24 protein-coding genes are annotated in these 25078 nt (G+C 63.7%); 7 read left to right on the top strand and 17 right to left on the bottom strand.

Features of this window, described 5'->3' with window-relative positions; genetic code table 11:
* Positions 1–3: 3 nt before the first annotated feature.
* From FV139_RS13630 to FV139_RS13595, 8 genes are all read right to left on the bottom strand, one after another.
* A complete protein-coding gene (locus FV139_RS13630) occupies positions 4–1080 on the bottom strand; it encodes an FAD:protein FMN transferase (RefSeq protein ID WP_148068994.1) in 1077 nt (358 codons plus the stop codon).
* A complete protein-coding gene (gene nqrF, locus FV139_RS13625; RefSeq protein WP_148068993.1) occupies positions 1081–2304 on the bottom strand; it encodes an NADH:ubiquinone reductase (Na(+)-transporting) subunit F in 1224 nt (407 codons plus the stop codon).
* Positions 2305–2323: 19 nt separating this feature from the next.
* Positions 2324–2932 carry an NADH:ubiquinone reductase (Na(+)-transporting) subunit E gene (gene nqrE, locus FV139_RS13620; RefSeq protein WP_148068992.1) on the bottom strand — a complete coding sequence of 203 codons (609 nt, stop codon included), beginning with the start codon at positions 2930–2932 and terminating at the stop codon, positions 2324–2326.
* Positions 2933–3595, bottom strand: a complete 663-nt coding sequence (locus FV139_RS13615) for an NADH:ubiquinone reductase (Na(+)-transporting) subunit D (RefSeq protein WP_148068991.1) — start codon at positions 3593–3595, stop codon at positions 2933–2935.
* Position 3596: 1 nt separating this feature from the next.
* On the bottom strand, positions 3597–4370 hold the full coding sequence (locus tag FV139_RS13610) for a Na(+)-translocating NADH-quinone reductase subunit C (protein ID WP_148068990.1): 774 nt from the start codon (positions 4368–4370) through the stop codon (positions 3597–3599).
* Positions 4360–5559, bottom strand: a complete 1200-nt coding sequence (locus tag FV139_RS13605) for an NADH:ubiquinone reductase (Na(+)-transporting) subunit B (protein ID WP_148068989.1) — start codon at positions 5557–5559, stop codon at positions 4360–4362. Before FV139_RS13605 ends, FV139_RS13610 begins: the two co-directional genes overlap by 11 nt.
* Before the next feature lie 3 nt (positions 5560–5562).
* Positions 5563–6912 (bottom strand): Na(+)-translocating NADH-quinone reductase subunit A, encoded by a 1350-nt coding sequence (locus tag FV139_RS13600; RefSeq protein WP_148068988.1) that lies wholly within the window; start codon positions 6910–6912, stop codon positions 5563–5565.
* 244 nt (positions 6913–7156) lie between these two features.
* Positions 7157–8626, bottom strand: a complete 1470-nt coding sequence (locus FV139_RS13595) for a glyceraldehyde-3-phosphate dehydrogenase (RefSeq protein ID WP_148068987.1) — start codon at positions 8624–8626, stop codon at positions 7157–7159.
* A 265-nt stretch (positions 8627–8891) separates the two neighbouring features.
* Here FV139_RS13595 and mfd point away from each other — a divergent pair, with 265 nt between their 5' ends.
* Positions 8892–12356, top strand: coding sequence for a transcription-repair coupling factor (gene mfd / locus FV139_RS13590; protein ID WP_148068986.1), 3465 nt, complete (start codon positions 8892–8894; stop codon positions 12354–12356).
* Positions 12356–13549 carry a CsiV family protein gene (locus tag FV139_RS13585; protein WP_148068985.1) on the top strand — a complete coding sequence of 398 codons (1194 nt, stop codon included), beginning with the start codon at positions 12356–12358 and terminating at the stop codon, positions 13547–13549. Before mfd ends, FV139_RS13585 begins: the two co-directional genes overlap by 1 nt.
* Here FV139_RS13585 and FV139_RS13580 read toward each other — a convergent pair.
* Complete coding sequence (locus tag FV139_RS13580) at positions 13532–14290, bottom strand: S-methyl-5'-thioinosine phosphorylase (RefSeq protein WP_148068984.1); 759 nt, start codon at positions 14288–14290, stop codon at positions 13532–13534. The two genes, FV139_RS13585 and FV139_RS13580, sit on opposite strands and share 18 nt — an antisense overlap.
* The gene (locus FV139_RS13575; protein WP_148068983.1) at positions 14287–15393 is read right to left on the bottom strand and encodes a mechanosensitive ion channel family protein; all 1107 of its coding nucleotides are present in this window, start codon (positions 15391–15393) and stop codon (positions 14287–14289) included. Before FV139_RS13575 ends, FV139_RS13580 begins: the two co-directional genes overlap by 4 nt.
* A gap of 294 nt (positions 15394–15687) precedes the next feature.
* Between FV139_RS13575 and FV139_RS13570 the strand changes: the two genes are divergently transcribed.
* Entirely contained in the window at positions 15688–15999 is a 312-nt protein-coding gene (locus FV139_RS13570; RefSeq protein ID WP_235898652.1) for a DUF6763 family protein, read from the top strand.
* Here the strand turns inward: FV139_RS13570 and FV139_RS13565 are convergent.
* A complete protein-coding gene (locus tag FV139_RS13565) occupies positions 15996–16460 on the bottom strand; it encodes an acyl-CoA thioesterase (protein ID WP_148068981.1) in 465 nt (154 codons plus the stop codon). The two genes, FV139_RS13570 and FV139_RS13565, sit on opposite strands and share 4 nt — an antisense overlap.
* A 200-nt stretch (positions 16461–16660) precedes the next feature.
* Here FV139_RS13565 and lexA point away from each other — a divergent pair, with 200 nt between their 5' ends.
* The gene (gene lexA, locus FV139_RS13560) at positions 16661–17263 is read left to right on the top strand and encodes a transcriptional repressor LexA (RefSeq protein WP_148068980.1); all 603 of its coding nucleotides are present in this window, start codon (positions 16661–16663) and stop codon (positions 17261–17263) included.
* A gap of 23 nt (positions 17264–17286) precedes the next feature.
* On the opposite strand, the gene FV139_RS13555 is transcribed toward lexA, so the two are convergent.
* The 4 genes from FV139_RS13555 to FV139_RS13540 form a co-directional block, all read right to left on the bottom strand.
* The gene (locus tag FV139_RS13555; RefSeq protein WP_148068979.1) at positions 17287–17535 is read right to left on the bottom strand and encodes a hypothetical protein; all 249 of its coding nucleotides are present in this window, start codon (positions 17533–17535) and stop codon (positions 17287–17289) included.
* Between the two features lie 82 nt (positions 17536–17617).
* A complete protein-coding gene (locus FV139_RS13550) occupies positions 17618–18088 on the bottom strand; it encodes a DUF6586 family protein (RefSeq protein WP_148068978.1) in 471 nt (156 codons plus the stop codon).
* Positions 18085–20754: a type I DNA topoisomerase gene (topA, locus tag FV139_RS13545; RefSeq protein ID WP_148068977.1), complete on the bottom strand. Its 2670-nt coding sequence runs from the start codon at positions 20752–20754 to the stop codon at positions 18085–18087. The genes FV139_RS13550 and topA overlap by 4 nt, the downstream gene beginning before the upstream one ends.
* Before the next feature lie 105 nt (positions 20755–20859).
* A complete protein-coding gene (locus FV139_RS13540) occupies positions 20860–21309 on the bottom strand; it encodes a hypothetical protein (protein WP_148068976.1) in 450 nt (149 codons plus the stop codon).
* 93 nt (positions 21310–21402) lie between these two features.
* Here FV139_RS13540 and FV139_RS13535 point away from each other — a divergent pair, with 93 nt between their 5' ends.
* Positions 21403–21843: a universal stress protein gene (locus tag FV139_RS13535; protein WP_148068975.1), complete on the top strand. Its 441-nt coding sequence runs from the start codon at positions 21403–21405 to the stop codon at positions 21841–21843.
* Here FV139_RS13535 and FV139_RS13530 read toward each other — a convergent pair.
* Positions 21840–22094 (bottom strand): glutaredoxin family protein, encoded by a 255-nt coding sequence (locus FV139_RS13530; protein ID WP_148068974.1) that lies wholly within the window; start codon positions 22092–22094, stop codon positions 21840–21842. The two genes, FV139_RS13535 and FV139_RS13530, sit on opposite strands and share 4 nt — an antisense overlap.
* A gap of 104 nt (positions 22095–22198) precedes the next feature.
* Between FV139_RS13530 and FV139_RS13525 the strand changes: the two genes are divergently transcribed.
* Together FV139_RS13525 and FV139_RS13520 are read left to right on the top strand one after the other, a co-directional pair.
* On the top strand, positions 22199–23101 hold the full coding sequence (locus tag FV139_RS13525; protein WP_148068973.1) for an IclR family transcriptional regulator: 903 nt from the start codon (positions 22199–22201) through the stop codon (positions 23099–23101).
* Positions 23102–23114: 13 nt separating this feature from the next.
* Complete coding sequence (locus FV139_RS13520; RefSeq protein ID WP_148068972.1) at positions 23115–23885, top strand: TrmH family RNA methyltransferase; 771 nt, start codon at positions 23115–23117, stop codon at positions 23883–23885.
* A 13-nt stretch (positions 23886–23898) separates the two neighbouring features.
* Here the strand turns inward: FV139_RS13520 and FV139_RS13515 are convergent, their stop codons facing one another.
* On the bottom strand, positions 23899–25014 hold the full coding sequence (locus FV139_RS13515) for an NAD(P)-dependent alcohol dehydrogenase (RefSeq protein ID WP_213004120.1): 1116 nt from the start codon (positions 25012–25014) through the stop codon (positions 23899–23901).
* Positions 25015–25078 lie beyond the last annotated feature (64 nt).

The following is a 25078-nucleotide window of genomic DNA, read 5'->3' as shown; positions in this document are numbered from 1 at the left end:
CAGTCACTGGGCCTGTTCCTTTACTGCCTCGCTCGCCGCCAGATAGGGCGCGAACGCAGCTGTGTGAGTGGCGACAAGTTCTTCACCCTGCCGCCGGATAAAATATACCGCCAGGCCCTGCTCGCTGGCCACCCGCAGGGCGTCCTCCGCACCGAGAACCTCGAGCGCTGTCGACCAGGCGTCGGCCAGCATGGAGGATGGCGCCAGCACCGTCACCGACACCAGGTCGTGGACTACCGGATAGCCCGTACGCGGGTCGATACTGTGGGAGAAGCGCTTGCCGTTGAACTCAAAATAGTTGCGGTAGTCGCCAGACGTGGCCACCGCCACATCGGTCAGCGCCAGACCCACGGCCGGCACCCGGGCCCCCGCCGTCGGCTTCTCGATCGCCACGCGCCAGTCATCGCCGCGGGGGCTTCGGCCGGACAATCTCATCTCGCCACCTACTTCGACAAGGAAATCGTGGACTTGTTGCGTTTCCAGGTAACGCGCCAGGCGGTCCACCCCGTAGCCCTTGGCCACGGAGGAAAAGTCCAGCTTGACGTCGCGCAGCTTGCGCACCCGCCGCTGGTCCGCATCGACCTCCAGGTAGCGTTGCCCGACAGACGCCAGCGCGGACTGCACCGCCTCCTCCGAGGGAATCTGCGTCTCGCGGGTGCGGGGGCCAAATCCCCACAGGTTGACCAGCGGGCCCACTGTCACATCGTAGGCCCCTTCGCTCTGCTCGCCCACCGCCAGGGCCGCCTCCAGCACCGTCAGGAAGGCGCCGGAAACGCCCACCCATTCGTTCACGGCCGCGCGATTGACCACATTGATCTCGGCATCGTCGCGATACGTGGACATGCTGGCGTTGACCTCGTCCAGCTGGGCCTGCAGGCCCGCCTGCATCGCCTCGGGGTCCTGCAGTGCGCCGCTGTCGGTGTAGGTCACATTCCAGGTGGTACCCATGGTGTGACCGCTGAGTTTGATCGCATCGGCGCCGGGCTCGCCACAGGCACCCAGCAGCAGGAACAGCGGCAGCAGAATACAAAAAAGCCACCCCTTGGAGTGGCTTTTGTTGTGGGGAGCGACTGCGGTCACTTAACCACCGAAGTCGTCCAGCATGATGTTTTCCGGCTCGACACCCAGATCCGTCAGCATCTGGATCACAGCGGCGTTCATCATGGGCGGTCCACACATGTAGAACTCGCAGTCCTCGGGAGCCGGGTGGTTCTTGAGGTACTCCTCGAACAACACGTTGTGGATGAAGCCGGTGAGGCCGTCCCAGTTGTCTTCGGGTTGCGGGTCCGACAGGGCCACGTGCCACTCGAAGTTGTCGTTCTCGGCGGCCAGCTGGTCGTACTCGTCCTGGTAGAACATCTCGCGCAGGGAGCGCGCGCCGTACCAGAAGGAGATCTTGCGCTTGCTGCCCAGGCGCTTGAGCTGGTCGAAGATGTGCGAACGCATCGGCGCCATACCGGCACCACCACCGATGAAGACCATCTCGGCGTCGGTGTCCTTGGCGAAGAACTCACCGAAGGGACCGTACACTTTCACCTTGTCACCGGGCTTCAGGTTGAACACCCAGGACGACATCTGGCCGCAGGGGATGCCCTCACTACCGGGAGGCGGCGTGGCGATACGGATGTTGAACTTCACAACACCCTTTTCTTCGGGATAGTTGGCCATGGAGTAGGCGCGGATGACCGTGTCCTTGACCTCGGACTGCAGTTTGAAGAAGCCGAAACGCTCCCAGTCGCCGCGGTACTCTTCGTCGATGTCGAAGTCTTCGTACTTGACCAGGTGCGGCGGGCACTCCAGCTGCACGTAACCACCGGCGCGGAAGTCGACGTTCTCGCCTTCCGGCAGCTTGAGGGTCAGCTCCTTGATGAAGGTCGCCACGTTGGGATTGGATTCTACAGTGCACTCCCACTGCTTGACCCCGAACACCTCTTCCGGCACTTCGATCTTCATGTCCTGCTTGACCGCGGTCTGGCAGGACAGGCGCCAGCCTTCGGCGGCGTCGCGACGGGTGAAGTGGCCTTCCTCGGTCGGCAGCATGGAACCGCCGCCCTCGTTCACGATGCACTTGCACTGGGCGCAGGTACCGCCGCCACCACAGGCAGAGGGCAGGAACAGGCCACTCTCGGACAAGGTCTGCAGCAGTTTGCCGCCCGCCGGAACGGTGATGGTCTTCTCGCCGTTGATCTCGATGTGGACATCACCACTGCTCACCAGCCGCGAGCGGGCAAACAGGATGATGAAAACCAGTGCCAGCACGATCGCAGTGAACATGCCGACACCCAACACAATTGTCATATCCATAACTAGTCTCGCGCCCCTGTTAGATGTCGATACCGCCGAAGGACATAAAGCCCAGCGACATCAGGCCCACGGTAATGAAGGTGATACCCAGACCCTGCAGGCCGTCGGGGATATCGGAGTACTTCAGCTTCTCGCGAATACCCGCCAGGGCCACAATGGCCAGCGCCCAGCCGACACCGGCACCGGAGCCAAAGGCCACACTCTCGCCGAAGGTGTAGTCACGCTCCACCATGAACAGGGAGGCACCCATGATGGCGCAGTTCACGGTGATCAGCGGCAGGAACACACCCAGGGCGTTGTAGAGCGCCGGCACGTACTTGTCGAGGAACATCTCCATGATCTGCACGATGGCAGCGATCACGCCGATGTAGGACAGCAGGCCCAGGAAGCTCAGGTCCACCTCCGGCATACCGGCCCAGGCCAGGGCGCCGTCGGCCAGCAGGTAGTGGTAGATCAGGTTGTTGACCGGCACGGTAATGGTCAGCACCACAACCACGGCTATACCGAGGCCCAGGGCCGCTTCCACCTTCTTGGAGATCGCCAGGAAGGTACACATGCCGAGGAAGAAGGCCAGCGCCATGTTCTCGATGAACACGGCCCGGATAAACAGGCTCAGAAAGTGTTCCATTTAGGCGGCCTCCTCGACAGCAGTGTGTTTGGCAATCTTGTAGTCAGGTGCTTCCACCTGGCTCTTGTCCCAGCTGCGCAGGGCCCAGATGAACAGGCCGATCAGGAAGAAGGCGCTGGGGGCCAGCAGCATCAGGCCGTTGGGGTTGTACCAGCCGCCTTCGGTCACTACCGGCAGCACCTGGTAGCCGAACAGCTTGCCGGCGCCGAACAGTTCGCGGAAGAAGCCGACCACCAGCAGGACCACGCTGTAGCCCAGGCCGTTGCCGATACCGTCGAGGAAGCTCGGAATCGGCGGGTTTTTCATGGCGTAGGCTTCGGCGCGACCCATCACGATACAGTTGGTGATGATCAGGCCGACGAATACCGACAGCTGCTTGCTGATCTCATAGGCGTAGGCCTTGAGTACCTGGTCCACCACGATCACCAGCGACGCGATCACGGTCATCTGCACGATGATGCGGATGCTGCCCGGGATGTGCTTGCGGATGATGGAGATGAACAGGTTGGAGAAGGCCGTCACGCTGGTCAGCGCGATACACATCACCACGGTCACCTGCAGCGAAGTGGTCACCGCCAGGGCCGAGCAGATCCCGAGGATCTGCAGGGCGATCGGGTTGTTCCGCAGGATTGGCTGCGTGAGCGTTTCCTTTACTTCAGACATCTCAGGCCTCCCCGGCTTTCAGGTTTTCGATAAAGGGCTGGTAGCCCTGCTCACCCAGCCAGAATTGCACCAGGTTGCTGACCCCGTTGGAAGTCAGGGTCGCACCGGACAGACCGTCGACCTGCCAGGCGGCATTGGCACTGGACGGGTCTACGGTGCCCTTGATCAGGCCGAGTTCAACCTCTCCGTCCTTGTACACCTTCTTGCCGGGCCACTTGGCTTTCCAGCTGGGGTTGTCGACTTCGCCGCCGAGCCCGGGGGTTTCGCCGTGTTCGGCAAAGCCCAGGCCAATGACGGTGTTGAGGTCGGACTCCAGCGCCATGTAGCCGTACAGGGTGGACCACAGGCCGTAGCCGTGGACCGGCAGGATGATCTTCTCGAGATCACCGCTGGCGCTGCTCACCAGGTACACCTCGGCGTAGTCGCCGCGGCGCTTGATCTTGGCGATGTCGGCTTCGGCAGACAGGGTCTCGGACATCGAGGGGTCCTTGGCCGCCTTGCGCGCATCGAAGGTCTTGGGGTCGACCTCGTCGGTGAACTTGCCGGTGCGCAGGTCGACGATACGGGATTCGACCTGTTCGAACTGCGTCTCTACCGACACGCCCTGCTCCAGCATGCCCGCCGCGGCGAGAATGTTGCGCTTGCGGTCAAGGGTCTTGTTCACCTCCTGGACGGGCTTCAGTACCACCGCGGCGGTCGACACCACCACGGAGCACACGATGCACAGGGAGAAGGCGACGATCAGTGTTTTCTTGATGCCGTCGTTACTGGACACGGGCGAGCCTCCGTTTGATATTGGCCTGGACCACGAAATGGTCCATCAGCGGGGCGAAGATATTACCGAACAGGATGGCGAGCATGATGCCTTCCGGGAAGGCCGGGTTCATCACCCGGATCAACACGGTCATCACACCGATGAGAATACCGAAGGCCCATTTGCCGCCATTGGTCATGGCCGCCGATACGGGATCAGTCGCCATGAACATCATGCCGAAGGCGAAACCACCGGTGACCAGGTGCCAGTACCAGGGCATGGCAAAGGCCGGGTTGGAATCGGAGCCGGCAAAGTTGAGCAGCGTGGACAGTGCCACCATGCCCAGGAAAACGCCGGCAACAATGCGCCAGGCGGCAATCCGCATGAGCAGCAGTACTGCACCACCCATCAGGATGGCCAGGGTGGAAGTTTCACCAATGGAGCCGGGGATGCTGCCGAGGAAGGCGTCCATCCAGGTCCACTGTTCCTGCACCGCGGTCATACCCTGGGCGGCCGCTACCGACAGCGGGGTAGCGCCGGTGTAGCCATCTACCGCCGTCCACACGGCATCGCCAGACATGGAGGCCGGGTAGGCAAAGTACAGGAAGGCACGGCCGGTCAGGGCCGGGTTAAGGAAGTTCTTGCCGGTACCACCGAACACTTCCTTGCCGATCACCACACCGAAGCTGATCCCCAGGGCCACCTGCCACAGGGGGATATCCGGCGGACAGGTCAGGGCGAACAGGATGGAGGTCACGAAGAAACCTTCGTTGACCTCGTGCCCGCGCTTCATGGCGAACAGGACTTCCCAGAAGCCGCCCACCACAAAGGTCACGAAGTAGATCGGCAGGAAGTACAGGGCGCCGAACCAGAAACAGTCCCAGATGCTGGCCGGATCGTAACCGCCAAAGGCCGCGATCAGGCTGCCACGCCAACCGCCCACTTCCGCACCGGTGGCGGCGATGACGTCATTGGCCTGGAAGCCCAGGTTGTACATGCCGTAGAACATGGCCGGGAAGGAGCAGAACCAGACAGTGATCATGATGCGCTTGAGGTCGACACCGTCGCGCACGTGGGCACTGCTCTTGGTCACTGAGCCCGGGGAATAGAAAATGGTATCCACCGCTTCAAAAAGGGCGTACCACTTCTGGTAGCGGCCACCTTCGTGGAAGTGGTGTTCCATGTTGTCCAGAATTTTGCGCAGTCCCACGTCTTAACCCTCCTTCTCGATACGCGTCAGGTTGTCCCTGAGGATGGGACCGTACTCGTACTTGCCGGGGCAAACGTAGGTACACAGGGCGAGGTCTTCCTCGTCCAGGTCGAGGCAACCCAGCTTCTGGGCGGTCTCGGTATCGCCGACGATCAGCGCGCGCAGCAGCTGAGTCGGCAGCATGTCCATGGGCACAACCCGCTCGTAGCTGCCCACCGGCACCATGGCGCGCTCGGAGCCGTTGGTGTTGGTGGTCATGGCCAGCGGCTTGCTGCCGAACAGGCTGCTCAGGTAGATGCCGAGGCTGGAGTGGCGGTTGGCACCCGGAGAGAGCCAGCCCATGAAGTCGCGCTGACGGCCTTCCAGCAGTACCGATACCTGGTTGTGGTAGCGGCCGAGGTAGGCGGTGGGCGCATGGGTAGTGCGACCACCCAAAACAGAACCGGAAATCACGCGGTTTTCACCGTCCTTCAGCTGGCCGGCGCACAGGGCCTGCAGGTCGGCACCGAGGCGGGTGCGCAGCAGACGGGGCTGTTCCACCTGGGGACCGGCCAGGGCGATCACCCGGTCGGTGTAGAGCTTGCCATCGAGGAAGGTGCGACCGATGGCGATCACGTCCTGGTAACCAATGGTCCAGACCGGCTTCTCGGCGCTGACACCACCGCGCAGCAGGTTGATATGGGTCCCGGCCAGGCCCGCAGGGTGCGGACCGGCAAATTCGGCCACTTCAATATTGCTGGCGCTACCGGCAGGGATATTGGCACCTGAAGCCTTACACAGGTAGAGGCTGCCGCCGGTCAGCTTGGCCAGCAGGTCCAGGCCCAGTCCAAAGGCCTCTGCCTGGTCGGCGATGACCGCAGCGGGGTCAGCCGCCAGGGGCTGTGTATCGATGGCAGTGACAAACAGCGCAGCCGCTTCACTATCGGTGGCAGGCACCTTGCTGAAGGGGCGGGTTCTCAGCGCGGTCCACAGGCCGGTCTGCACCAGCTGCTCGCGTACTGCGGAGGCATCCAGGGCACGGGCTGCCGTGGCATCGTGAGCGGCAAAGCTCTCGAAGGCCTCATCAGCGCTGACTTCGATAACAACCGACTGCAACACGCGGCGGGCGCCGCGGTTGATGGCGGCCACTGTGCCGCCGGCGGGCGCGGTGTAGCGCACGCCCTCGGTTTTCTTGTCTGTGAACAGCAACTGCCCGGCTTTCACCGTGTCGCCGACTGCCACCTCCATGGTGGGCTTCATGCCGACGTAGTCAAAGCCCACCAGCGCTACAGCGCGGGCGGCAGGGGCATTTTCAATAGTTTGCTGGGGCGCACCCTGTAAAGGGATATCCAGGCCCCGCTTGATCTTGATCATACGATCTGCCTGCAGATTGAGAACAATAGTGTGTAGCGACTGGAGACCCGACTGGTCTTACCGGCCATACCGCAGCCGGCAGAAATCCGCGTCAGTCAGCTATTCCCGCCTGAATTTCAGGCAAAATGAGCCGCCCGGATTCGAGCCGCGCGCATTATAGCGGAATGCTCCCCCGGATGGCCACCATCTCGGGGGAGCAGCTGCTTGATTTAGAACAGATTTTCTCTCAGAGCGTGAGAAAAGCTCATCCTTCCCGGGGATAGACCCGGTAGTTGATGCCCGCCATCTGCTCGAGAATCCGGTACACCTGGCAGCTGTAGCCGAATTCATTGTCGTACCACAAGTAAACCACGGCCTGGGTACCGTTGACGATGGTCGCCTGGGCATCGTAGATGCAGGCGTGGCGCGAGCCCACGAAGTCACTGGACACCACTTCCGGCGAATTCGAGTAGTCGATCTGTTTGCGCATGGACGAATGCAGGGCCGCATTGCGCATGAACTCGTTCAGGGCTTCCTTGTCGGTGGCCCGGCCCAGGGTCAGGTTCAGGATGGCCATGGACACGTTCGGGGTCGGCACGCGAATCGCGTTACCGGTCAGCTTGCCCTCCAGCTGCGGCAGCACCTTGGCCACCGCCTTGGCAGCGCCGGTTTCGGTCAACACCATGTTCAGGGGCGCACTGCGGCCGCGGCGCTCCGCCTTGTGGTAGTTGTCGATCAGGTTCTGGTCGTTGGTGTAGGCGTGAACGGTTTCCACGTGCCCGGTGATAATGCCGAACTCGTCATCGATAGCCTTGAGCGGCGGCGCGATGGCGTTAGTGGTGCAGGACGCCGCGGAAATAATGGTATCGGACGCTGCAATGATGTCGTTGTTGATACCGGCAACCACGTTCTTCATGTCGCCCTTGCCGGGTGCCGTCAGGATCACCTTGCTCACGCCGGGGCACTTGAGGTGCTGGGCCAGGCCATCCTCGTCACGCCACACACCGGTGTTATCGACCACGATGGCGTTCTTGATGCCGTACTGGGTGTAGTCCACCTCGGCGGGGGAATCGGCGTAGATCACCTTGACTTCGTTGCCGTTGGCCACAAAGGACTGGTGCTCCTCGTCCACGCGGATGGTGCCTTCAAAAGCACCGTGCACGGAATCGCGACGCAGCAGGCTGGCGCGCTTGACCAGGTCGTTGGGGGCCTTGCCCTTGCGCACGACAACGGCGCGCAAGCGCAGGCTCTCGCCACCGTCGGTCTTGTCAATCAGGATGCGGGCCATCAGGCGGCCGATACGGCCAAAACCGTACAGCACCACATCGCGGGGCTCTTCTACCGGCTTCTCGGTAGCGCCGACCAGGTCTTCCACCTGGGCGGTGACATACTCTTCGATGGTCTTGCCGGCACCGTGGCCGTGGTCGTAATAGTTGACCGCCAGGCGGCCGATGTCGATATGGGCCGGACCCAGGTCGAGCTGGCTCAGGGTCTGCAGCACGGGCCAGGTCTCAAACTCGGACAGTTCGTTCTCTTCCACCTGACGCACGTAGCGGTGATCCTTCATGATCTCCAGCACAGAGCGGTTTACCAGTGATTTGCCGTAAATGTAGCATTTGACGTTGTGCTCGCGGGCCAGCTTGCCCACCACGGGAATCATGCCTTCGGCCAGCGCTTCGCGCTCTTTCCAGTCCCGGAAGTAGTCTGCCGGGCGCTCTCTCTTGCGTTCGCTCACTGTGTGTACCTTTCTTTAGTGCATTGGGTCGGGTTTCGGGCGCGCGTATTATCCTCGCCCACCCCCGCCGGGGCAAGGCAGAGCGGTCATATTTACACCCCGGCGACACCCCTTCAGGTCAGGCCACACGGGCGAGCCGGGCGCTTTTGCCGGGGGAAGGCCCCGAGTGTCATCAGCGGGTGGAGAGACCGCTCCCTTCCCCTTACAATAGCGCCCCCTGCCCGCGGGCGGGGCTCCCAGTAACTGCTGCCGACCGGATTCGCTCATGTTCCACGCCCTGCTCGCCACCACCCCCTGGCCCGACAAGCCCGGCAGCCGCACGGCAATCGGGCCGTTATACGGGAGCGCACAGGCACGCTGTGTGGCGGAACTGGCCAACACCGAACGCCTGCTGCTGGTAGTGACACCAGACACCAGCGCCGCCCTGGCCCTGGAGCGGGAACTGCCCTTCTTCTTGCCCGCAGGCGTGGAGTTACTGGCCTTCCCGGACTGGGAGACCCTGCCCTACGACAGTTTTTCCCCGCACCAGGACATCATTTCCGAGCGCCTGAGCACCCTGTACCGCCTGCCCTCCGTGCGCGGCGGGGTACTGATCGTGCCCATGCCCACCCTGATGCACCGGATCGCGCCCACCGAATACATCGCCGGCAGCAGCCTGGTGCTGGCCCCGGGGGACACCCTGGATGTCGACACCTTTCGCCGGAACCTGGAGCGCAACGGCTATCGCAATGTCGATACCGTCTACGAGCACGGGGAATTCGCCCTGCGCGGCTCCCTGCTGGACATTTTCCCGATGGGCTCCAGCACGCCCTTCCGCATCGACCTGCTGGACGACGAGGTGGACACCCTGCGCACTTTCGATCCGGAGACCCAGCGCACGGTAGAGAAAGTCGAGGCCATCAACCTGCTGCCGGCCCGGGAGTACCCGCTCAATCCCGGCGCCATCAGCCGCTTCCAGCTTAACTGGTACGAGGCCTTCGAGGTCGACCACGACGCCTGCCCGGTGTACAGCGAAGTCAGCGCCGGGCGCTCCCCCGGCGGCTGCGAATACTTCCTGCCCCTGTTCTTCGAGCAGTGCGGCACCCTGCTGGACTACCTCCCCGAGGACACCCCGGTGGTGGCGGTCGGCGACCACCACGGCGCCGCCCAGCGCTTCTGGGGCGAGGCCAACCAGCGCTTCGAGGAGTACGGCATCGACCCCCGCCGCCCCCTGCTGCCCCCGACCCGCTGCTTTACCCCGGTGGAGGAGCTCTACCACCTGCTGGGCCAGCGCGCGGTGCTGGAGTTGCGCCTGAACCCGGACGCCCCGGTCCACGTGAGCGCCCCCAGCCTGCCGCCGCCGGAACTGGCGGCGGGCGAGAGCCGCGAGGCGCCGATGGCGCGGCTCGGCCGCTTTATCGAATCCCAGCAGGCCCCGGTACTGCTGTGCGCCGAATCCGCCGGACGCCGGGAAATGCTGCTGGACAGCCTGAAGCAGGAAGGCCTCAAGCCCGTCGCCGTCAGTAACTGGGCGGAGTTCGAAGCCAGCAACGAGCCCTTCGCCATTGCCACCGCCCCCCTCGACCGGGGCATGTACTTCGGGCCCGACCTGCCCGCCCTGGTCTGCGAAACCCAGCTCTTTGGCAAGCGCGTGGCCCAACGCCGGCGCCGACGCAAGGCGGAGGAGTCGAGCAACGCCAATATCTTCCGCGATATCTCGGAACTACGGGAAGGTGTACCGGTGGTGCATCTGGAACACGGCGTGGGCCGCTATGTCGGCCTGCAGACCCTGGAAGTGGATGGCGAGGTCAACGAATTCCTGACCCTGGACTACGCCCAGGGATCGCGCCTGTACGTGCCGGTAGCCTCCCTGCACCTGATCAGCCGCTACGCCGGGGCAGACCCGGAGCTGGCCCCCCTGCACAAACTGGGCTCCGACCAGTGGGACAAGGCCCGGCGCAAGGCCAGCGAGCGCGCCTCGGACGTCGCTGCCCAGCTGCTGGAAGTGTACGCCCGGCGGGAGGCCCGCGAGGGCCACAGCTTTACCATCCCTCACCCGGACTACGACCTGTTCGCCGCCACCTTCCCCTTCGAGGAAACCGCCGACCAGGCCGCGGCCATCGAGGCGGTACTGGACGACATGGCGAGCCCCCGGGTCATGGACCGGCTGGTGTGTGGCGACGTGGGCTTCGGCAAGACCGAGGTCGCCATGCGCGCGGCCTTCATCGCCGCCGCCAACCGCAAGCAGGTGGCGGTGCTGGTGCCCACCACCCTCCTCGCCCAGCAGCACCACAATTCCTTCGCCGACCGCTTCGCCGACTGGCCCTTCAATGTGGAGGTGGTATCGCGCTTCAAGACCGGCAAGGAACTGGCCGCGGTCAGCAAGCGGGTCAGCAGTGGCGAAGTCGACATCCTGGTGGGCACCCACAAGCTGCTCGGCCAGGATTTCGCCTTCGGCGACCTGGGCTTGCTGATCATCGACGAAGAGCACCGCTTCGGGGTGAAGCAAAAGGAGGCCATCAAGGCCCTGCGCGCCGAGGTGGATATCCTCACGCTCACCGCCACGCCGATCCCCCGGACCCTGAACATGGCCCTGGGCGGCATGCGCGACCTGTCAATCATCGCCACCCCACCGGCCCGGCGCCTGTCGATCAAGACCTTCGTGCGCGAGCACAACATCGCCCTGGTCAAGGAGGCAGTCCTGCGGGAGACCCTGCGCGGCGGCCAGGTCTATTACCTGCACAACGAGGTGAAGACCATCGAGCAGACCGCGGCCAAGCTGCGTGAGCTGCTGCCAGAGCTGTCGATCGCCGTCGCCCACGGCCAGATGCGCGAGCACGAACTGGAGCGGGTGATGTCGGACTTCTACCACCAGCGCCATCACATTCTGCTCTGCACCACCATCATCGAGACCGGGATCGACATACCCAACGCCAACACCATCATCATCGAGCGGGCCGACAAGTTCGGCCTGGCCCAGCTGCACCAGTTGCGCGGCCGTGTCGGGCGCTCACACCACCAGGCCTACGCCTACCTGCTGTGCCCGCCGCGCTCGGCGATTACGCCGGACGCCGAGAAGCGGCTGGAAGCGATCGAGGCGGCCGGAGACCTGGGCGCCGGCTACCTGCTCGCCACCCACGACCTGGAGATACGCGGTGCCGGCGAACTGCTGGGGGACGAACAGAGCGGCCAGATCCACAGTGTGGGTTTCAGCCTGTACATGGAAATGCTCGAACGGGCCGTGGCCGCCCTGCGCCGCGGCGACATTCCCGACGTGGACGCCCCGCTGGACGCCGGCACCGAGGTGAACCTGCACACGGCGGCGCTGATCCCCGAGGACTACCTGCCCGACATCAACACCCGCCTGGTGCTGTACAAGCGCATCGCCGCCGCCGACAGCGATGAGGCCCTGCGGGAGATCCAGGTGGAGATGATCGACCGCTTCGGCCTGTTGCCGCCGCAGGTCGACAACCTGGTACAGGTATCGCGCCTGCGCATCGCTGCCCAGCGCCTGGGTATCCGCGCCATTGAGGTGGGCACGCAGGGTGGTACTATCGATTTCAACGACAATACCCGGGTCAATCCCCTGTCGCTGGTGAAGCTGGTGCAATCCGACCCCACCGGTTACCAACTGGCGGGGGCCACCCGGCTGCGCTTCAAACGCGAGCTGGAGCAACCCGAGCAACGCCGGCAGTTTGCCGAGCAAATACTGGACAATTTCGCCGCAGACGCCACGGATAACGCCGCCTGATGAATCGACGCCTGACTGCCCTCGCCTCACTCCTCGGCCTGCTGGCCACCCAATCCGCCTGGTCCCAACTGGAGCTTGTCCCCGAGGAGGACAGCGGCCAGCGCTGGTACCGGGTGGAACTGATGATCTTCACCCAGGGCAACGCCGGGGCGGCTTCGGCTGAGCGCTGGGACCCGCTGCCCGAGCTGGCCTACCCCGAACGGCATCGCTTCCTGGTGTATCCGGAAAAAGTTGAAGCGCGTATTGCCGCCCACCCGGCCGGGGAAAACCAGGCCGTAACCAGCACCATCGGCCCCGAGGGCAAACAGACCATCGAGTTCGTGAATATCGAGATCGAGGAGGAACCCGAGCTCACCGAGGGCCCGCTGGATATTCCCTACCGCGAGGCGGCGCCCACAACGGAGCCGTTACCCGACGCGCAGCCGGGGGGCGACCAGGCGCTGCTTCCCGGGGAAGCCGTGCCAACAGACGGCGAGCTGTTACCCGAAGAGGAACCCGCCCCGCCGCCGCGCCCGACTCCCTGGGTGGTGCGCCCGGCCGCCGAGCAGGAATTCCGCGGCAAAGCCGCCTACATGGAACGGCGCGGCGGTTACCAGATGCTGTTTCACCAGGCCTGGCTGCAGCCCATGGCGGGCGAGAACGAAGCCCGCGCCATCATCATCGACGACTCCGGCAGCGAGGCCAGCTACCCGCGCCTGCAGGGCAGTGTACGGATCTACGTATCCCGCTTTCTGCACATCGACACCCATCTGTGGCTGAACACCGAGGGCGAGTACCTGCCCGGTGACTGGCGCATGCCCGCCCCGCCGCTGGCCCCGGCCTCGCTGAGCATTGTCGAACCTCTCGACCCGAACGAATTTGGCGAATACGTGGTGCGGGCGGACGCGGTACTTGATGGCACCGCGTGGACCGACGGTGAAGCGGTGTCACCCGGAGAAATCGCGGTGAACCCGACGCCCGGGGCGCTGCCGCCCCCCTACCCCTACCGCCACGCCATTGTGCTGCAGCAACACCGACGCATGCGCAGTACCGAGGTGCACTACCTGGATCACCCGATGCTGGGTGTCGTGGTCAAGCTGACCCCCCTGTCGGAGGAAACCCTGGAGCAGCTGGGTGAGGCCGAAGCAGAAGCCAGGGCCGCCCTGGAGCAGGAAGCCGGGGTGCTGGAGGGCGCCTTACCGGGCGTCCTGTAGCGCGCGCCGCGCGACCAGGGTCTCCAGCAGCTTGCGCACGGCGCCGGCTTCCCGCGCCAGGATCTGGTGCATGATCGCCAGCGACAGGGGTACATCCCCCAGCCCCGCGGCGGCGTTGACCACCATACAGACCGAGGCGTACGGCAGGCCCAGCTCCCGGGCCAGGGCCGCTTCCGGCATCCCCGTCATTCCCACCACGTCGCAGCCGTCCCGGGCCAGCCTGCGCACCTCGGCAGCGGTTTCCAGCCGCGGCCCCTGCATCACACCGTGCACCCCGCCCGGCTCGCAATCGATGGCGGCCTGATCCGCCGCCCCAATCAAAGCCTGGCGCAGCTCCCGGTCATAGGGTTCGGTAAAGTCGACGTGCAGCAACTCACCGCTCAAGCCGTCATCGAAGGTGTGTTCGCGGCCCCAGGTGTAATCGATAAGCTGGTCCGGAATCAGCAGCCGCCCCGGCCGCATCTCGCCGGTAATTCCCCCCACGGCATTGATCCCCACCACTGCTCCCACCCCCAGCGAGTGCAGGGCCCAGAGGTTGGCGCGGTAGTTGATGCGGTGTGGCGGAATGGTCGCGGGGCCACCGTGCCGGTGGAGGAAGTACACCACCGCCTCCCCCAGCCGGCCCTCCTGGATCGATCCGGAGGGCGCGCCGAAGGGCGTGTCCACGGCGTGCTCCCGGTAAACCACCAGGCCGTCGAGTTCGGCAATGCCGGTGCCGCCGATGATGGCCAGCCCCGTCATCGAGCCGGCTCCGGGGCAGCCGCCGGCTCCGGTTCACTGTGCTCCAGGTGCAGCGTACGGGTGGGAAAGGCCACGTCGGCATCGTGGGCGTGGATGATCGCCAGGATACGCAGCAGCACATCCTGCTTGATGCGGTGGTACTCCGCCCAGACCGTAGTCTTGGTAAAGGTGTAGATGAAAAAGTCCAGCGACGAGGGACCGAAGCTGACGAAGTTGACCATCAGGGTGCGCTCGGTATCGATTTCCTCGTGCTGCTCCAGCATGGCCTTCACCTCGGCGACAATCGCCTCCATGGCGGCGCTGTCCTGGTAGCGGATACCGATGGTCTCCTTGATGCGCCGGTTGAGCATGCGCGAGGGGTTCTCAACGGCAATCTGGGTGAATACCGCGTTGGGCACGTAGAGAGGGCGCTGGTCAAAGGTCCGGATGCGGGTCAGGCGCCAACTGATCTCCTCGACGGTACCCTCGATCTCCCGGTCCGGGGAGCGAATCCAGTCACCCGGGGCAAAGGGCCGGTCGAGGTAGATGCTCATGGCGCCGAAGAAGTTGGCCAGCAAATCCTTGGCGGCAAAACCCACGGCGATGCCGCCGACCCCGCCGAAGGCCAGCAGCCCCGAGACCGATACACCGATACTCTGCAGCGCCATCAGGGACGCCAGGATCCACAGGGTGATGCGCAGCAACTTGGCGATGGCGTGCACCGTGGCCTTGTCGGTGGAGGTCTTGCTGCCCCTGTCCTCGTGCAGCAGTTCCTCCTCGGAGTAATAGACCAGCCGGTGCAGGAACCAGGCCAGCAACAGGACCAGGGCTGTGTCGTAGGCCCCGAATACCAGCTGACGCCAGCTCTCACCCAGGGAGTTCAGGGTGAGCAGCAGGTAGACCACCACCACCCAGAGCACGACCCGCAGGGGCAGCTCCAGGGCGCTCATCACCACGTCGTCCCAGCGGTTCTGGCTGTGGGCCGCGGCCCGATGCAACCTGCGCACGAGCACCCCGAGCAACAGGTGTACGCACAGTGCACCCAGCACCAGCACGGCACTCGCCACCAGCGGGCCGCTGCCCTGCCACAGGGCGTTCAGGTCACCCATCCATTCGCTCAACATGTCCACCGGCCCCGGGTACTCCTTATTCGAGAGGCTAACGCCAATTTTTAGACAAAGATTTTATGTATTCAGTGAATTTTAAAGCGCTCAAGCTATATAAAAACCACACCTTGATGAAGTGGAATTTTCAAAGCTGGCGCAAGCATATGATCTTGCAGAGAATCTTTTAATCCTGTTCAACGCGCTATTTCGGCAGGCATTTTTAGACGAATTTCACATAATGGACAGGCCAGCCTGAGGTGTTATGTTGATCCACCCAACATCTGGAACGGTCGTGAGTGTACTGCAATGAAAATGCTGAGTCCCGTAGTCGGTGGCTGGTACAAGGATCTGGAAACACACGAGTTGTTCGAAGTGGTCGCCTGGGATCCGTCGACGCTGACCATCGAAGCGCAATTCCTTGACGGCGAGGTCACAGAATACGATCTCGACGCCTGGCGACAGCTGACCCTGGCCCAGGCGGAGGCCCCGGAAGACTGGCGCACGCCCTTTGAGCTGGACGACGATGACGGCATGGACCCCGATTCCCCCTACCACCCCGAAGACTGGAACAACCCCGTCAGTATGATCGAGCCCGATACCATGTACGGCGTCGAGGATTATTAAAGCCCCTGATCCCCGAGTTCCGGCTGGGCGCGAAGAATCGCCTCCCGATACTGGGCCGGTACCGGACAGGGACGCCGTGACGCCTTGTCAACGAACACCTGGGTAATCGACCCCGCTGCCAGCACCTCGCCCGAGCCCTCATTGGCCAGCTGAAAGCCCATTTCCGCACTCGAACGCCCGAGGCGGTTGTATCCCACACTGACCCGCACCCGGTCGCCCGCAACACACTCCCCCACAAAGTCGCAGTTGATATTCACCGTGAAAAAGAAACACGGTGCCTGCTGCGGGTTCATGGCGGTCATCCCCAGTGACTCCATGTAGTGTCCCCCGACCTCGTCGGCGTAGATCATGTAATTGGCAAAATACAGATGGCCCTGAGCATCTGTGTCGCTGTAACGGACCTTCAGCACGTCGGTATATGCGGTAGGTGGGTGCAATAGCCTGGTGGCGGTGTCAGTCATGGTGTTGCGGGTTCCCTGTACAGTGAATTCGCCTGATCGGGCGCCAGGCCCGGGTCTCTCAGCCCGGCGACGCCCACGCTAGCCGAAGCGCAGGGGCAAAGTAAACAAGCCCCTTGCGGTGGGTTTCTTCTTCCCCCGGGCCTGTATATACTCACAGGCCTGTACATATAAACAGTTCGCGCAGCGCAGAGGACGAGCCCATGGAACAACTGACCCGGCGGCAACAGCAGGTACTGGATATCATCCGCGCCCACATCGGCGATACGGGCTACCCCCCGACCCGGGCGGACATCGCCCGGGAACTGGGCTTCAAGTCCGCCAATGCCGCGGAAGAACACCTCAAGGCCCTGGCGCGCAAGGGCGCCATCGAGATCATCCCCGGCGCCTCCCGCGGCATTCGCCTGCCCGAGCGAGCTGGCATTCCCATTGTCGGTCGCGTGGCCGCCGGGAGCCCCATCCTCGCCCAGGAGCACATCGAGGACTACTGCGAACTGCCCCAGGAGTTCTTCCGCCCGCGGGCGGATTATTTCCTCACCGTGCAGGGCGACAGCATGATTGACGTGGGCATCTTCGACGGCGACCTGCTGGCGGTACACAGCACGCCGGTGGCCAATAACGGGGAAATTGTGGTGGCCCGGGTGGACGACGAGGTCACGGTGAAGCGCCTGCATCGCACGTCCAGCAAGCATTTGCTCGAACTGCTGCCAGAGAATCCGGATTATGACCCGATCAGGGTCGACCTTCGCGAACAGCAGTTCGCTATCGAGGGTTTGAGCGTAGGGGTACTGCGCCGCAGTCTCTAAACCGCGGCGTCAAACAGCCGCCCCTAGTGAAGTACGCGGGGGGCGGTATCGGGCTCGATTTCTTCCGCTTCGTCCACCGTGGACAGGTTCGAGGCGGCCTCGATACCCGCCTGGATCATGGCGCGGGCCACTTCCAGGGTGTTATCCATCAGGTAGACGCGGGATTCATCGGAAAAGCGGATGCGAACCAGGGGGTCGGAATCGTCCTCGGCGCGCTGCAGGACTATTTCCCCGTCGCCCAGATCGACGATTTCCAGTACGGATGTCGGCACTCAGTTACCTCATTTGCTACAAACTGCGCCTTCATTCTATCAGCGCTGCCGGTCGAGTTACCACCCGGGTGGGGAAAGACCCTCAATACTCATCCATGGAATCGGCCATGCGGGCGAAGCGGGATTCCAGTGAGTCTACCCAGCCGGCGAACTCCCCGGGGCCGGTGGCCTGCTCCACGGTGCTGGCCAGGTTGCCCGGGCTGCGGCGAGTCGCACCGGGCGCGGGGCATTCCCAGCCCAGCATATCGGCCAGCCAGCCACTGCGTTCCAGTTGCTCGAACTCACGGATCTCACCCGCCACGGCCTTGCCTTCCGGGGGCGGCGCCAGGTCGGCGACGCGGGTCGGCGGTGCCGCCGGGAGTTCCCCTGGCGCGCTGACGGCCAATAGAAACCAGCCGTAGGCCCGCAGCAGGTGCTGATGGCAGCCGGAGCCAAAGGCAGCGGCCAGGGTGCTGGCGGGGACGACCCCGGCAGAGCTGTCCCGCTGCCAGGCAGCGAGGACCAGCCGGGCCAGGTAGAGGTGGTGGTTGGCCAGCCCCCGGGGGGAACTCATTTCTTCGAGCGCCCCTTGCTCTTGGTCGCCTTGGCGGACTTGCCCTCTTCCACGTCCCACTTGCTACCGCTGTAGAACGCTTTCCAGCCGGTCGCCTTGCCGTCGACTTCCGTCATCACGTACTGCTCCTTGGTCTTGCGGCTGTAACGCACCTGGGTGCGATTGCCGTCGTTGTCGACGGTCGGCGCGTCGAACAGGAAGCTGTACTTGGGGTCGATCTCCTGGCGATGGGGCAGCAGTTCATCGACAAAGGGCGCCCGGGTTTCGCGGTTGCGCGGGAACTGGCTGGCGGCGAGGAACAGGCCCGCGGCGCCGTCGCGCAGGACGTAGTGGTCCTCCACTTTCTCGCAGGCCAGTTCGGGCATGGGCACAGGGTCCATCTTGGGCGGTGCCGGTTCGCCGCTGCGCAGCAGCTTGCGGGTGTTCTTGCAGTCCTCGGCGGTACAGCCGAAGTACTTGCCGAAGCGCCCGGTCTTGAGCTGCATCTCGGAGCCGCACTTGTCGCACTCCAGGGTCGGGCCGTCGTAGCCCTTGATCTTGAACTTGCCGTGCTCGACCTCGAAGCCGGAGCAATCGGGATTGTTGCCGCACACATGGAGTTTGCGCTGCTCGTCGATGAGATAGCTGTCCATCGCCGCGTTGCAGATCTTGCAGCGGTGTTTGCTGCGCAACAGGCGGGATTCCGCCTCGTCGTCGGCGTCCTCGCGGATCGCCTCGTCGCCGGGCACCAGGTTGACCGTCTGCTTGCAGCGTTCCTTGGGGGGCAGTGAATAGCCCGAGCAACCGAGAAATACCCCGGTGCTGGCGGTGCGAATCTGCATCGGCCGGCCACAGACCTTGCAGGGAATATCGGTCATGGTGGGCTCGTTGGGCTGCATGCCCACCGGCTGCGGTTCTTCGGCCTGTTCCAGCAGCTCGCTGAATTCGCCGTAAAAACGGTCCAGCAACTCACGCCAGTCGAGACTGCCCTGGGCTACTTCATCCAGGCGTTCCTCCATGGTGGAGGTAAAGCCGTAATCCAGCAGCTCGGTAAAGCTTTTCTGCAGGCGCTCAGTGACGATCTCGCCCATTTTCTCAGCGTAAAAGCGCTTGTTTTCCAGGCGTACATAGCCGCGATCCTGGATGGTGGAGATGATCGAAGCGTAGGTGGAGGGGCGGCCAATGCCACGCTTTTCCAGTTCCCGCACCAGGCTGGCCTCACCGTAGCGCGGCGTCGGCTTGGTGAAGTGCTGGGCCGGATCGAGCTTTTTGAGGTCCAGCACGTCGCCGGACTTCAGGTCGGGCAGGACCACATCCTCGCCCTTGCGCCCCGCAGGCGGCTGCACTTTGGTGAAGCCGTCGAACACGATGATCCGCCCCTTGGCGGTCAGCTCGAAGTCCCCCGCCGCCACCGTAACGGTGCTGGACAGGTACTCCGCCGGCGGCATCTGGCAGGCCACGAACTGGCGCCAGATCAACTCGTACAGGCGCTCCGCGTCGCGCTCCATGCCCTGCAGCGCGGTCTGGCGCAGGTTGACTTCGGAGGGGCGGATGGCCTCGTGCGCCTCCTGGGCCCCCTCCTTGGAGGAGTAGCGGTTGGCGCTCTCGGGCAGGTACTTCGCCGGGAAGTTAGCCTGGATATAACTGCGGCAGGCCGCCACCGCCTCGTCGCTGAGGTTGGTGGAGTCGGTCCGCATGTAGGTGATGTAGCCCGCTTCGTAAAGGCGCTGGGCCAGCATCATGGTCTTCTTGACACTGAAACCGAGGCGGGTACTGGCCGCCTGCTGCAGGGTCGAGGTGATGTAGGGCGCCGGCGGTTTCGAGCGGGTGGGTTTGTCCTCCCGCTGGCTGACCTTGTAGGCCTGCTGCTCCAGTTCGGCAACGGCGGCGCGGGTGGTCTGTTCGTCGTTGGGGCGGAACTTCTCGCCCTTCTGCCGCACCACCTGGAAGCGCACGGGCTCGATGGCCGCGGGCGCCAGGTCGGCGTGAATTTCCCAGTATTCCTCGGGGATGAAGGCGCGAATTTCCTTCTCCCGCTCGACGATGAGGCGCACCGCTACCGACTGCACACGGCCGGCCGAGAGCCCGCGAGCCACCTTGGCCCACAGCAGGGGGGATACCATGTAACCGACAACCCGGTCCAGGAAGCGCCGCGCCTGCTGGGCATTCACCCGGTTATAGTCCAGATGGGCCGGGTCCTCGAATGCCTCGGAAATGGCCTTCTTGGTGATTTCGTTGAACACCACACGCTGGAAGCGATCGTCATCGCCGCCAATGGCCTCGCGCAGGTGCCAGGCAATGGCCTCTCCCTCGCGATCAAGGTCGGTTGCGAGGTAGATGGCATCGGAATTGGCTGCCAGCTTCTTCAGCTCGGCGACCACTTTTTCCTTGCCCGGCAGGATCTGGTACTCCGCCTTCCAGCCGTGCTCCGGGTCAATGCCCATACGGCGGATCAGTTGCTCGCGCGACTTCTGCTTCTTGTAGGCGGCCTTCTCTTCGGGGTCCATCTTGCGGGTGCGGGCGGCCTGCGCGGCCCTCTCCTTGGGATCGACCTTGCCGCCACTGCCCGCGGTGGGCAGGTCGCGGATATGACCTACGCTGGATTTCACGATGAAGTCGGAGCCCAGGTACTTGTTAATGGTCTTGGCCTTGGCTGGTGACTCAACGATAACGAGTGATTTGCCCATATGCTCCTGTGAACCCGGGTACCGGGCTGTTCCAGTTCTGCCCCAAAGGGAAAAAAGGGGCATATATAAGTGCCTGATCCGCCCGGGTCAAGCAAAAAGCCCGGATCAGGCCGTCAGCTGCTGCCCCCATTCGGCCAGCAGGCGTTGTATCTCGGCTACTGTAGCCACGTCCCCGGACTCTCGCCAGTAGATTCCACAGGAGGCCTCGTCGACGCTGGCTGCCAGCACCGCCTCCGGCATGCCCAGCAGTGCTTCGGGAACCGGTGCCCGCTCCCCGAGAGCACGCCAGCTCCCCTCCTCGCAAAGCCAGGCACCGCGCCGCCTGGCGCGGCCCCGGGAGGGGCGCAGGCGCAGGCCGTAATAGATACTGTCGGTGCGCGCACCCCTGGCTCCGGGCGCATTGCTGTTGGGCAATTCACGAAACTCCACAAACAGCCCGCTGACCGCCGCTGCCTCGCGCAGGCTGGCCTGCCTGCGCTGCTGCTTGCTCGGCACGAAATGCGACAGGGGCGCGAGCGCCAGGGCAATCACGAATATGATAATGAGGTAGGTCAACCGGCGGGCTCCCGCTTGCAACTTGCGAATGGCGCGACATAGTATGCTATAAAGGCCTTGCAGTCGCCGAGCAGTCTACCTTAGGAGTACATCATGACCGCGTACAAGAAAATCCTGATCGCTGTTGATCTCAGCGAAGATTCTGCCGAGGTGGCCCAGAAAGCCCGGGCAATCGGCGGCGACAATGCCGCCGAGATGCACCTCATCCACGTGATCGAGCCCCTCAGTTTTGCCTACGGCGGCGACATTCCGATGGACTTTTCCGGCATCCAGGACGAAATCCACCAGCAGGCTACCCAGCAACTCGCCACCTTCGGCACCGCCCACGGCATTTCCGCCGAACGCCAGCACATTGTCCTTGGCCGCCCGGAAGTCGAAATTCACAGCGCCGCCGAGGAAATCGGCGCCGACCTGATCGTGGTGGGCAGTCACGGCCGCTACGGCCTCGCCCTGCTCATGGGCTCCACGGCCAACGGCGTATTGCACGGCGCCACCTGCGACGTACTGGCAGTGCGCGTCGGCGACGGCGACTAGACGGGCGGGCCCACCAGGGCCAGCAGCCCCGCCTCTTCGAAGGGCCAGTGCAGCTCTTCGCTACCGCTTCGCAGCACCGGTATCAGCAAACCGTAACGCTCAAACAGGACATCGTCATCGGCGATGTCCACTACTTCGTAACTGAACGTGCAGCCTGCCGCCTGCAGTGCCTGCAAAATTTCTTCCGCCTGTTCGCACAGGTGGCAGCCGGAGGTTCCCAGCAATTCCAGTTGTTCGCCGCTTCCGGCCATAATCGTTTCCCTGAGGCCCGGGATGGCAGCGACTGCCACCCCCTGCCAGAATCATGTAGAATCGCGGTTCCGCAAATTCGAATAAGCCCCGGAGGTAATAAGAAGTGGCGCTATTCTCGCAACCCACAGCACGCGCGCTAGCCATCCTGGACCTGTTGATGGCCAACCCGCACCAGGCCTTCGGCCTGACCGAGATGACTCGCCGCCTCAATCTCAACAAGGCCACCTGCCACGCCATCCTGACCACGATGGCCAATTACGGCTTCCTTATACAACACCCGAAGACCAAGGCCTACCGGCTCGGCCCGTCCATCATTGCCGCCGGCAACGCCGCCTTCGCCCAGTTTCCGGTACTGGAATACGCCCGCCCGGAACTGGAGGGCCTGCAGAACGACCTGAAAGTCGGTTTTGCGGTGACGGCTCGCTCCAAGCTGCACCAGGTGCTGCTCGCCCTGTACGGACACGCTACACCGTTGATCGACTCGTTCCAGCTTGGCCTGCGGCTGCCCAACACCGCCCCGATCGCCGCCTGCTTTACCGCCTTCTCCCCGGCCAAGGCCCTGGAAGCCTGGCTCACCCGGGCCCACGAGTCCCGCGGCGGCTACAACGAGCGCCTGGACCAGAAATTGCGGGTCTCGGTGATCGCCATCCGCGCCCGTGGCTTCGAGGTCACCCTGAAAACCAAGGCCGAGGAAGAGCTCACCGCCGAGTTGTCACGCATCCACCAGAGCTGGAGCCTGACGGAGCTCGAAGACGCCGCCAACAAGTACCAGCACGATATTTGCGACGAACACTACCATCTGGATCGCATCGATCCCAAGGCGAAGTATAACGTCAGCACCATTGCCGTACCCGTGTGCGTGTATCGGGACATGCCGGTGATGTGCTTTGTGGCCGGCTCCATCGACAAACCGATCACCGGTGCGCAAATCGAGGAAATCGCCGCGCGGATGAAGGAATCCGCCGACCGGGTCACCGCCCTCGCCATGGGCAAGGCCAGCGTCTAGGGCTTTCCACTCCATGTCCGACAACCCGGCCTACCGTAAACGCAAGGCCTTCTTCGATCGCTTACTCACCGTGTACGGCCGCAAGCCGGTGCTGGAAGTACTGCAGAACAGCAGTCTGCAGTGCCACGCCCTGCACCTCGCCGAGAGCAATCGCGAACAGGGCATCATCCGCGAGATTCGCGAACTGGCCGACCAACGCGGCATTGAAGTAAAACACCACGACCGCCAGGCCCTGTCGCGGATATCGCGCAACGGGCGCCAGGACCAGGGGGTCGCGCTCGACGTCATCTGCCCTGCGTTCCGGCAGGCCAGTGAAGCGCTCCCCGAGCTGCCCCCCAAAGCCCGCCTGCTGGCCCTTGACGGTATCAGCAACCCACAGAACCTGGGCATGATCATCCGCTCGGCGGCCGCCGGTGACATCGACGGGATTCTCTACGCCAGCCGCGGCAATGCCGCCCTCGGCCCGCTGGTGATCAAGGCCAGCGCCGGCACCCTCTACCGGGCGCCGCTGCTGTTGTGCGATTCTCTGCCCGAGATCCTCGCCGAGTGCCGGCAACAGGGCATGGAGGTTTGCACCCTGGCAGCCCAGGCACCCGAGTCCCTGTTCGAGTACCGGCCAAATAGCGGTTGCGTTTACGTACTGGGCAACGAAACCGAAGGGGTCTCCGGGCCGGTACAGGCCCGGGCCACCCGCAGCCTGTCCATCCCCATGCGCAACGGCGTGGAGTCCCTCAACGTTGCAGTAACGGCCAGCCTGATTGCCTACGCGGGCCAGATGGGCTGAAAAATTCGACGCGTCAGTCGTCCGCCGGATTCACATCGATAATAATCTTGCCCCGCGCCCGGCCGGATTCCGAGTAGGCAATGGCCTCCCTGACTTCAGCGAGGGGATAGTGGCGGTCGATCACTGGCGACAATTCACCGCGGGCCATCAACTCAGCGAGATATTCAAGGTCCTCGCCTCTCAGGTGCGCCAGGAAGGGCTTGAGGTTCTCGTCAATAAAATTCGAGGCAACGACCGCCACGGCCAGATTGACCAGTGGCCCCACCCAGTTGCCCTTACCGGCCCCCACCATCACCAGGGTGCCCCCCGGGGCGAGCGCTTGCCGGTTGACGAGGGGGCCGTGGTTGCCCACCGCGTCGATAATAACGTCCCATTGCTGCCCCGACCGCGTGTAATCCGCCACCGTATAGTCGATGACCTCCGTGGCACCCAGGCTGCGCACCATTGCCAGGTTGCGCGTACTGCATACCCCGGTCACTTCAGCGCCCATTACCCGGGCCAGCTGTACCGCAAAGGTGCCCACACCACCGGAAGCGCCATTCACCAGGACCCGGTCACCCGGCTTCACCCGCCCCGAATCTCGCAGGGCCTGTAAGGCCGTGACAGCGGCTATCGGGACGGCGGCCGCCTCCGCGTAACCGACGTTGTCGGGAAGGTGGGCCAGGGATCCCTTGTCACTTCGTTTGAGGTAATCGCCAAAGGCGCCATTGGCGCCACCGTACACCCGGTCACCGGGTGCGTAGTCTTCGACAGCGGCGCCTACCGCGACCACGGTCCCGGCAAAATCCACGCCGAGCTGGTGTCGGCCGGGGCTGCCAATGCCAGTGTCGAGACGCATGAAATAGGGTTCACCCCGGAGATAATGCCAGTCCAGCGGGTTCACGCCGGCGGCCCGCACCTGCACCAGCACTTCGTCACTCTTGATCTCAGGTATGGGGGCGACAACCGTTTCCAGGACGTCAGGGCCGCCATAGCAGCGGGAAATAACGCTGCGCATACCGTTCTCGCCAGCGTAGATCTCGGGCTGTTCGGGACAGGCGTCGGTGCGGGACATGAGAAACGCCAGTACGACCAGCACCAGTAGAACGAGGCCGGCCAATCCGGCCAGCACATTACGTAACAATTTCACCAAGAGGCTCCCCCAATCTGCTCGGGTACGCTGCACTAAAAAGTATCAGCTTACTGTGTCGGTA

Origin of the sequence: Parahaliea maris, from assembly GCF_008064665.1 — a bacterium.
Taxonomy (GTDB): domain Bacteria; phylum Pseudomonadota; class Gammaproteobacteria; order Pseudomonadales; family Halieaceae; genus Parahaliea; species Parahaliea maris.
This window is presented reverse-complemented; position numbering and strand designations above follow the sequence as displayed.

What these genes read in the sequence shown, in the direction of transcription:
- FV139_RS13535 (WP_148068975.1), top strand. Translation starts at nt 21,403, where the DNA reads ATGACCGCGTACAAGAAAATCCTGATCGCTGTTGATCTCAGCGAAGAT.
- FV139_RS13580 (WP_148068984.1), bottom strand. Translation starts at nt 14,290, where the DNA reads ATGACGGGGCTGGCCATCATCGGCGGCACCGGCATTGCCGAACTCGAC.
- topA (WP_148068977.1), bottom strand. Translation starts at nt 20,754, where the DNA reads ATGGGCAAATCACTCGTTATCGTTGAGTCACCAGCCAAGGCCAAGACC.
- FV139_RS13565 (WP_148068981.1), bottom strand. Translation starts at nt 16,460, where the DNA reads ATGACTGACACCGCCACCAGGCTATTGCACCCACCTACCGCATATACC.
- FV139_RS13520 (WP_148068972.1), top strand. Translation starts at nt 23,115, where the DNA reads ATGTCCGACAACCCGGCCTACCGTAAACGCAAGGCCTTCTTCGATCGC.
- nqrE (WP_148068992.1), bottom strand. Translation starts at nt 2,932, where the DNA reads ATGGAACACTTTCTGAGCCTGTTTATCCGGGCCGTGTTCATCGAGAAC.
- FV139_RS13600 (WP_148068988.1), bottom strand. Translation starts at nt 6,912, where the DNA reads ATGATCAAGATCAAGCGGGGCCTGGATATCCCTTTACAGGGTGCGCCC.
- lexA (WP_148068980.1), top strand. Translation starts at nt 16,661, where the DNA reads ATGGAACAACTGACCCGGCGGCAACAGCAGGTACTGGATATCATCCGC.
- FV139_RS13585 (WP_148068985.1), top strand. Translation starts at nt 12,356, where the DNA reads ATGAATCGACGCCTGACTGCCCTCGCCTCACTCCTCGGCCTGCTGGCC.
- FV139_RS13570 (WP_235898652.1), top strand. Translation starts at nt 15,688, where the DNA reads ATGCTGAGTCCCGTAGTCGGTGGCTGGTACAAGGATCTGGAAACACAC.
- FV139_RS13530 (WP_148068974.1), bottom strand. Translation starts at nt 22,094, where the DNA reads ATGGCCGGAAGCGGCGAACAACTGGAATTGCTGGGAACCTCCGGCTGC.
- FV139_RS13550 (WP_148068978.1), bottom strand. Translation starts at nt 18,088, where the DNA reads ATGAGTTCCCCCCGGGGGCTGGCCAACCACCACCTCTACCTGGCCCGG.
- FV139_RS13575 (WP_148068983.1), bottom strand. Translation starts at nt 15,393, where the DNA reads ATGTTGAGCGAATGGATGGGTGACCTGAACGCCCTGTGGCAGGGCAGC.
- FV139_RS13615 (WP_148068991.1), bottom strand. Translation starts at nt 3,595, where the DNA reads ATGTCTGAAGTAAAGGAAACGCTCACGCAGCCAATCCTGCGGAACAAC.
- mfd (WP_148068986.1), top strand. Translation starts at nt 8,892, where the DNA reads ATGTTCCACGCCCTGCTCGCCACCACCCCCTGGCCCGACAAGCCCGGC.
- nqrF (WP_148068993.1), bottom strand. Translation starts at nt 2,304, where the DNA reads ATGGATATGACAATTGTGTTGGGTGTCGGCATGTTCACTGCGATCGTG.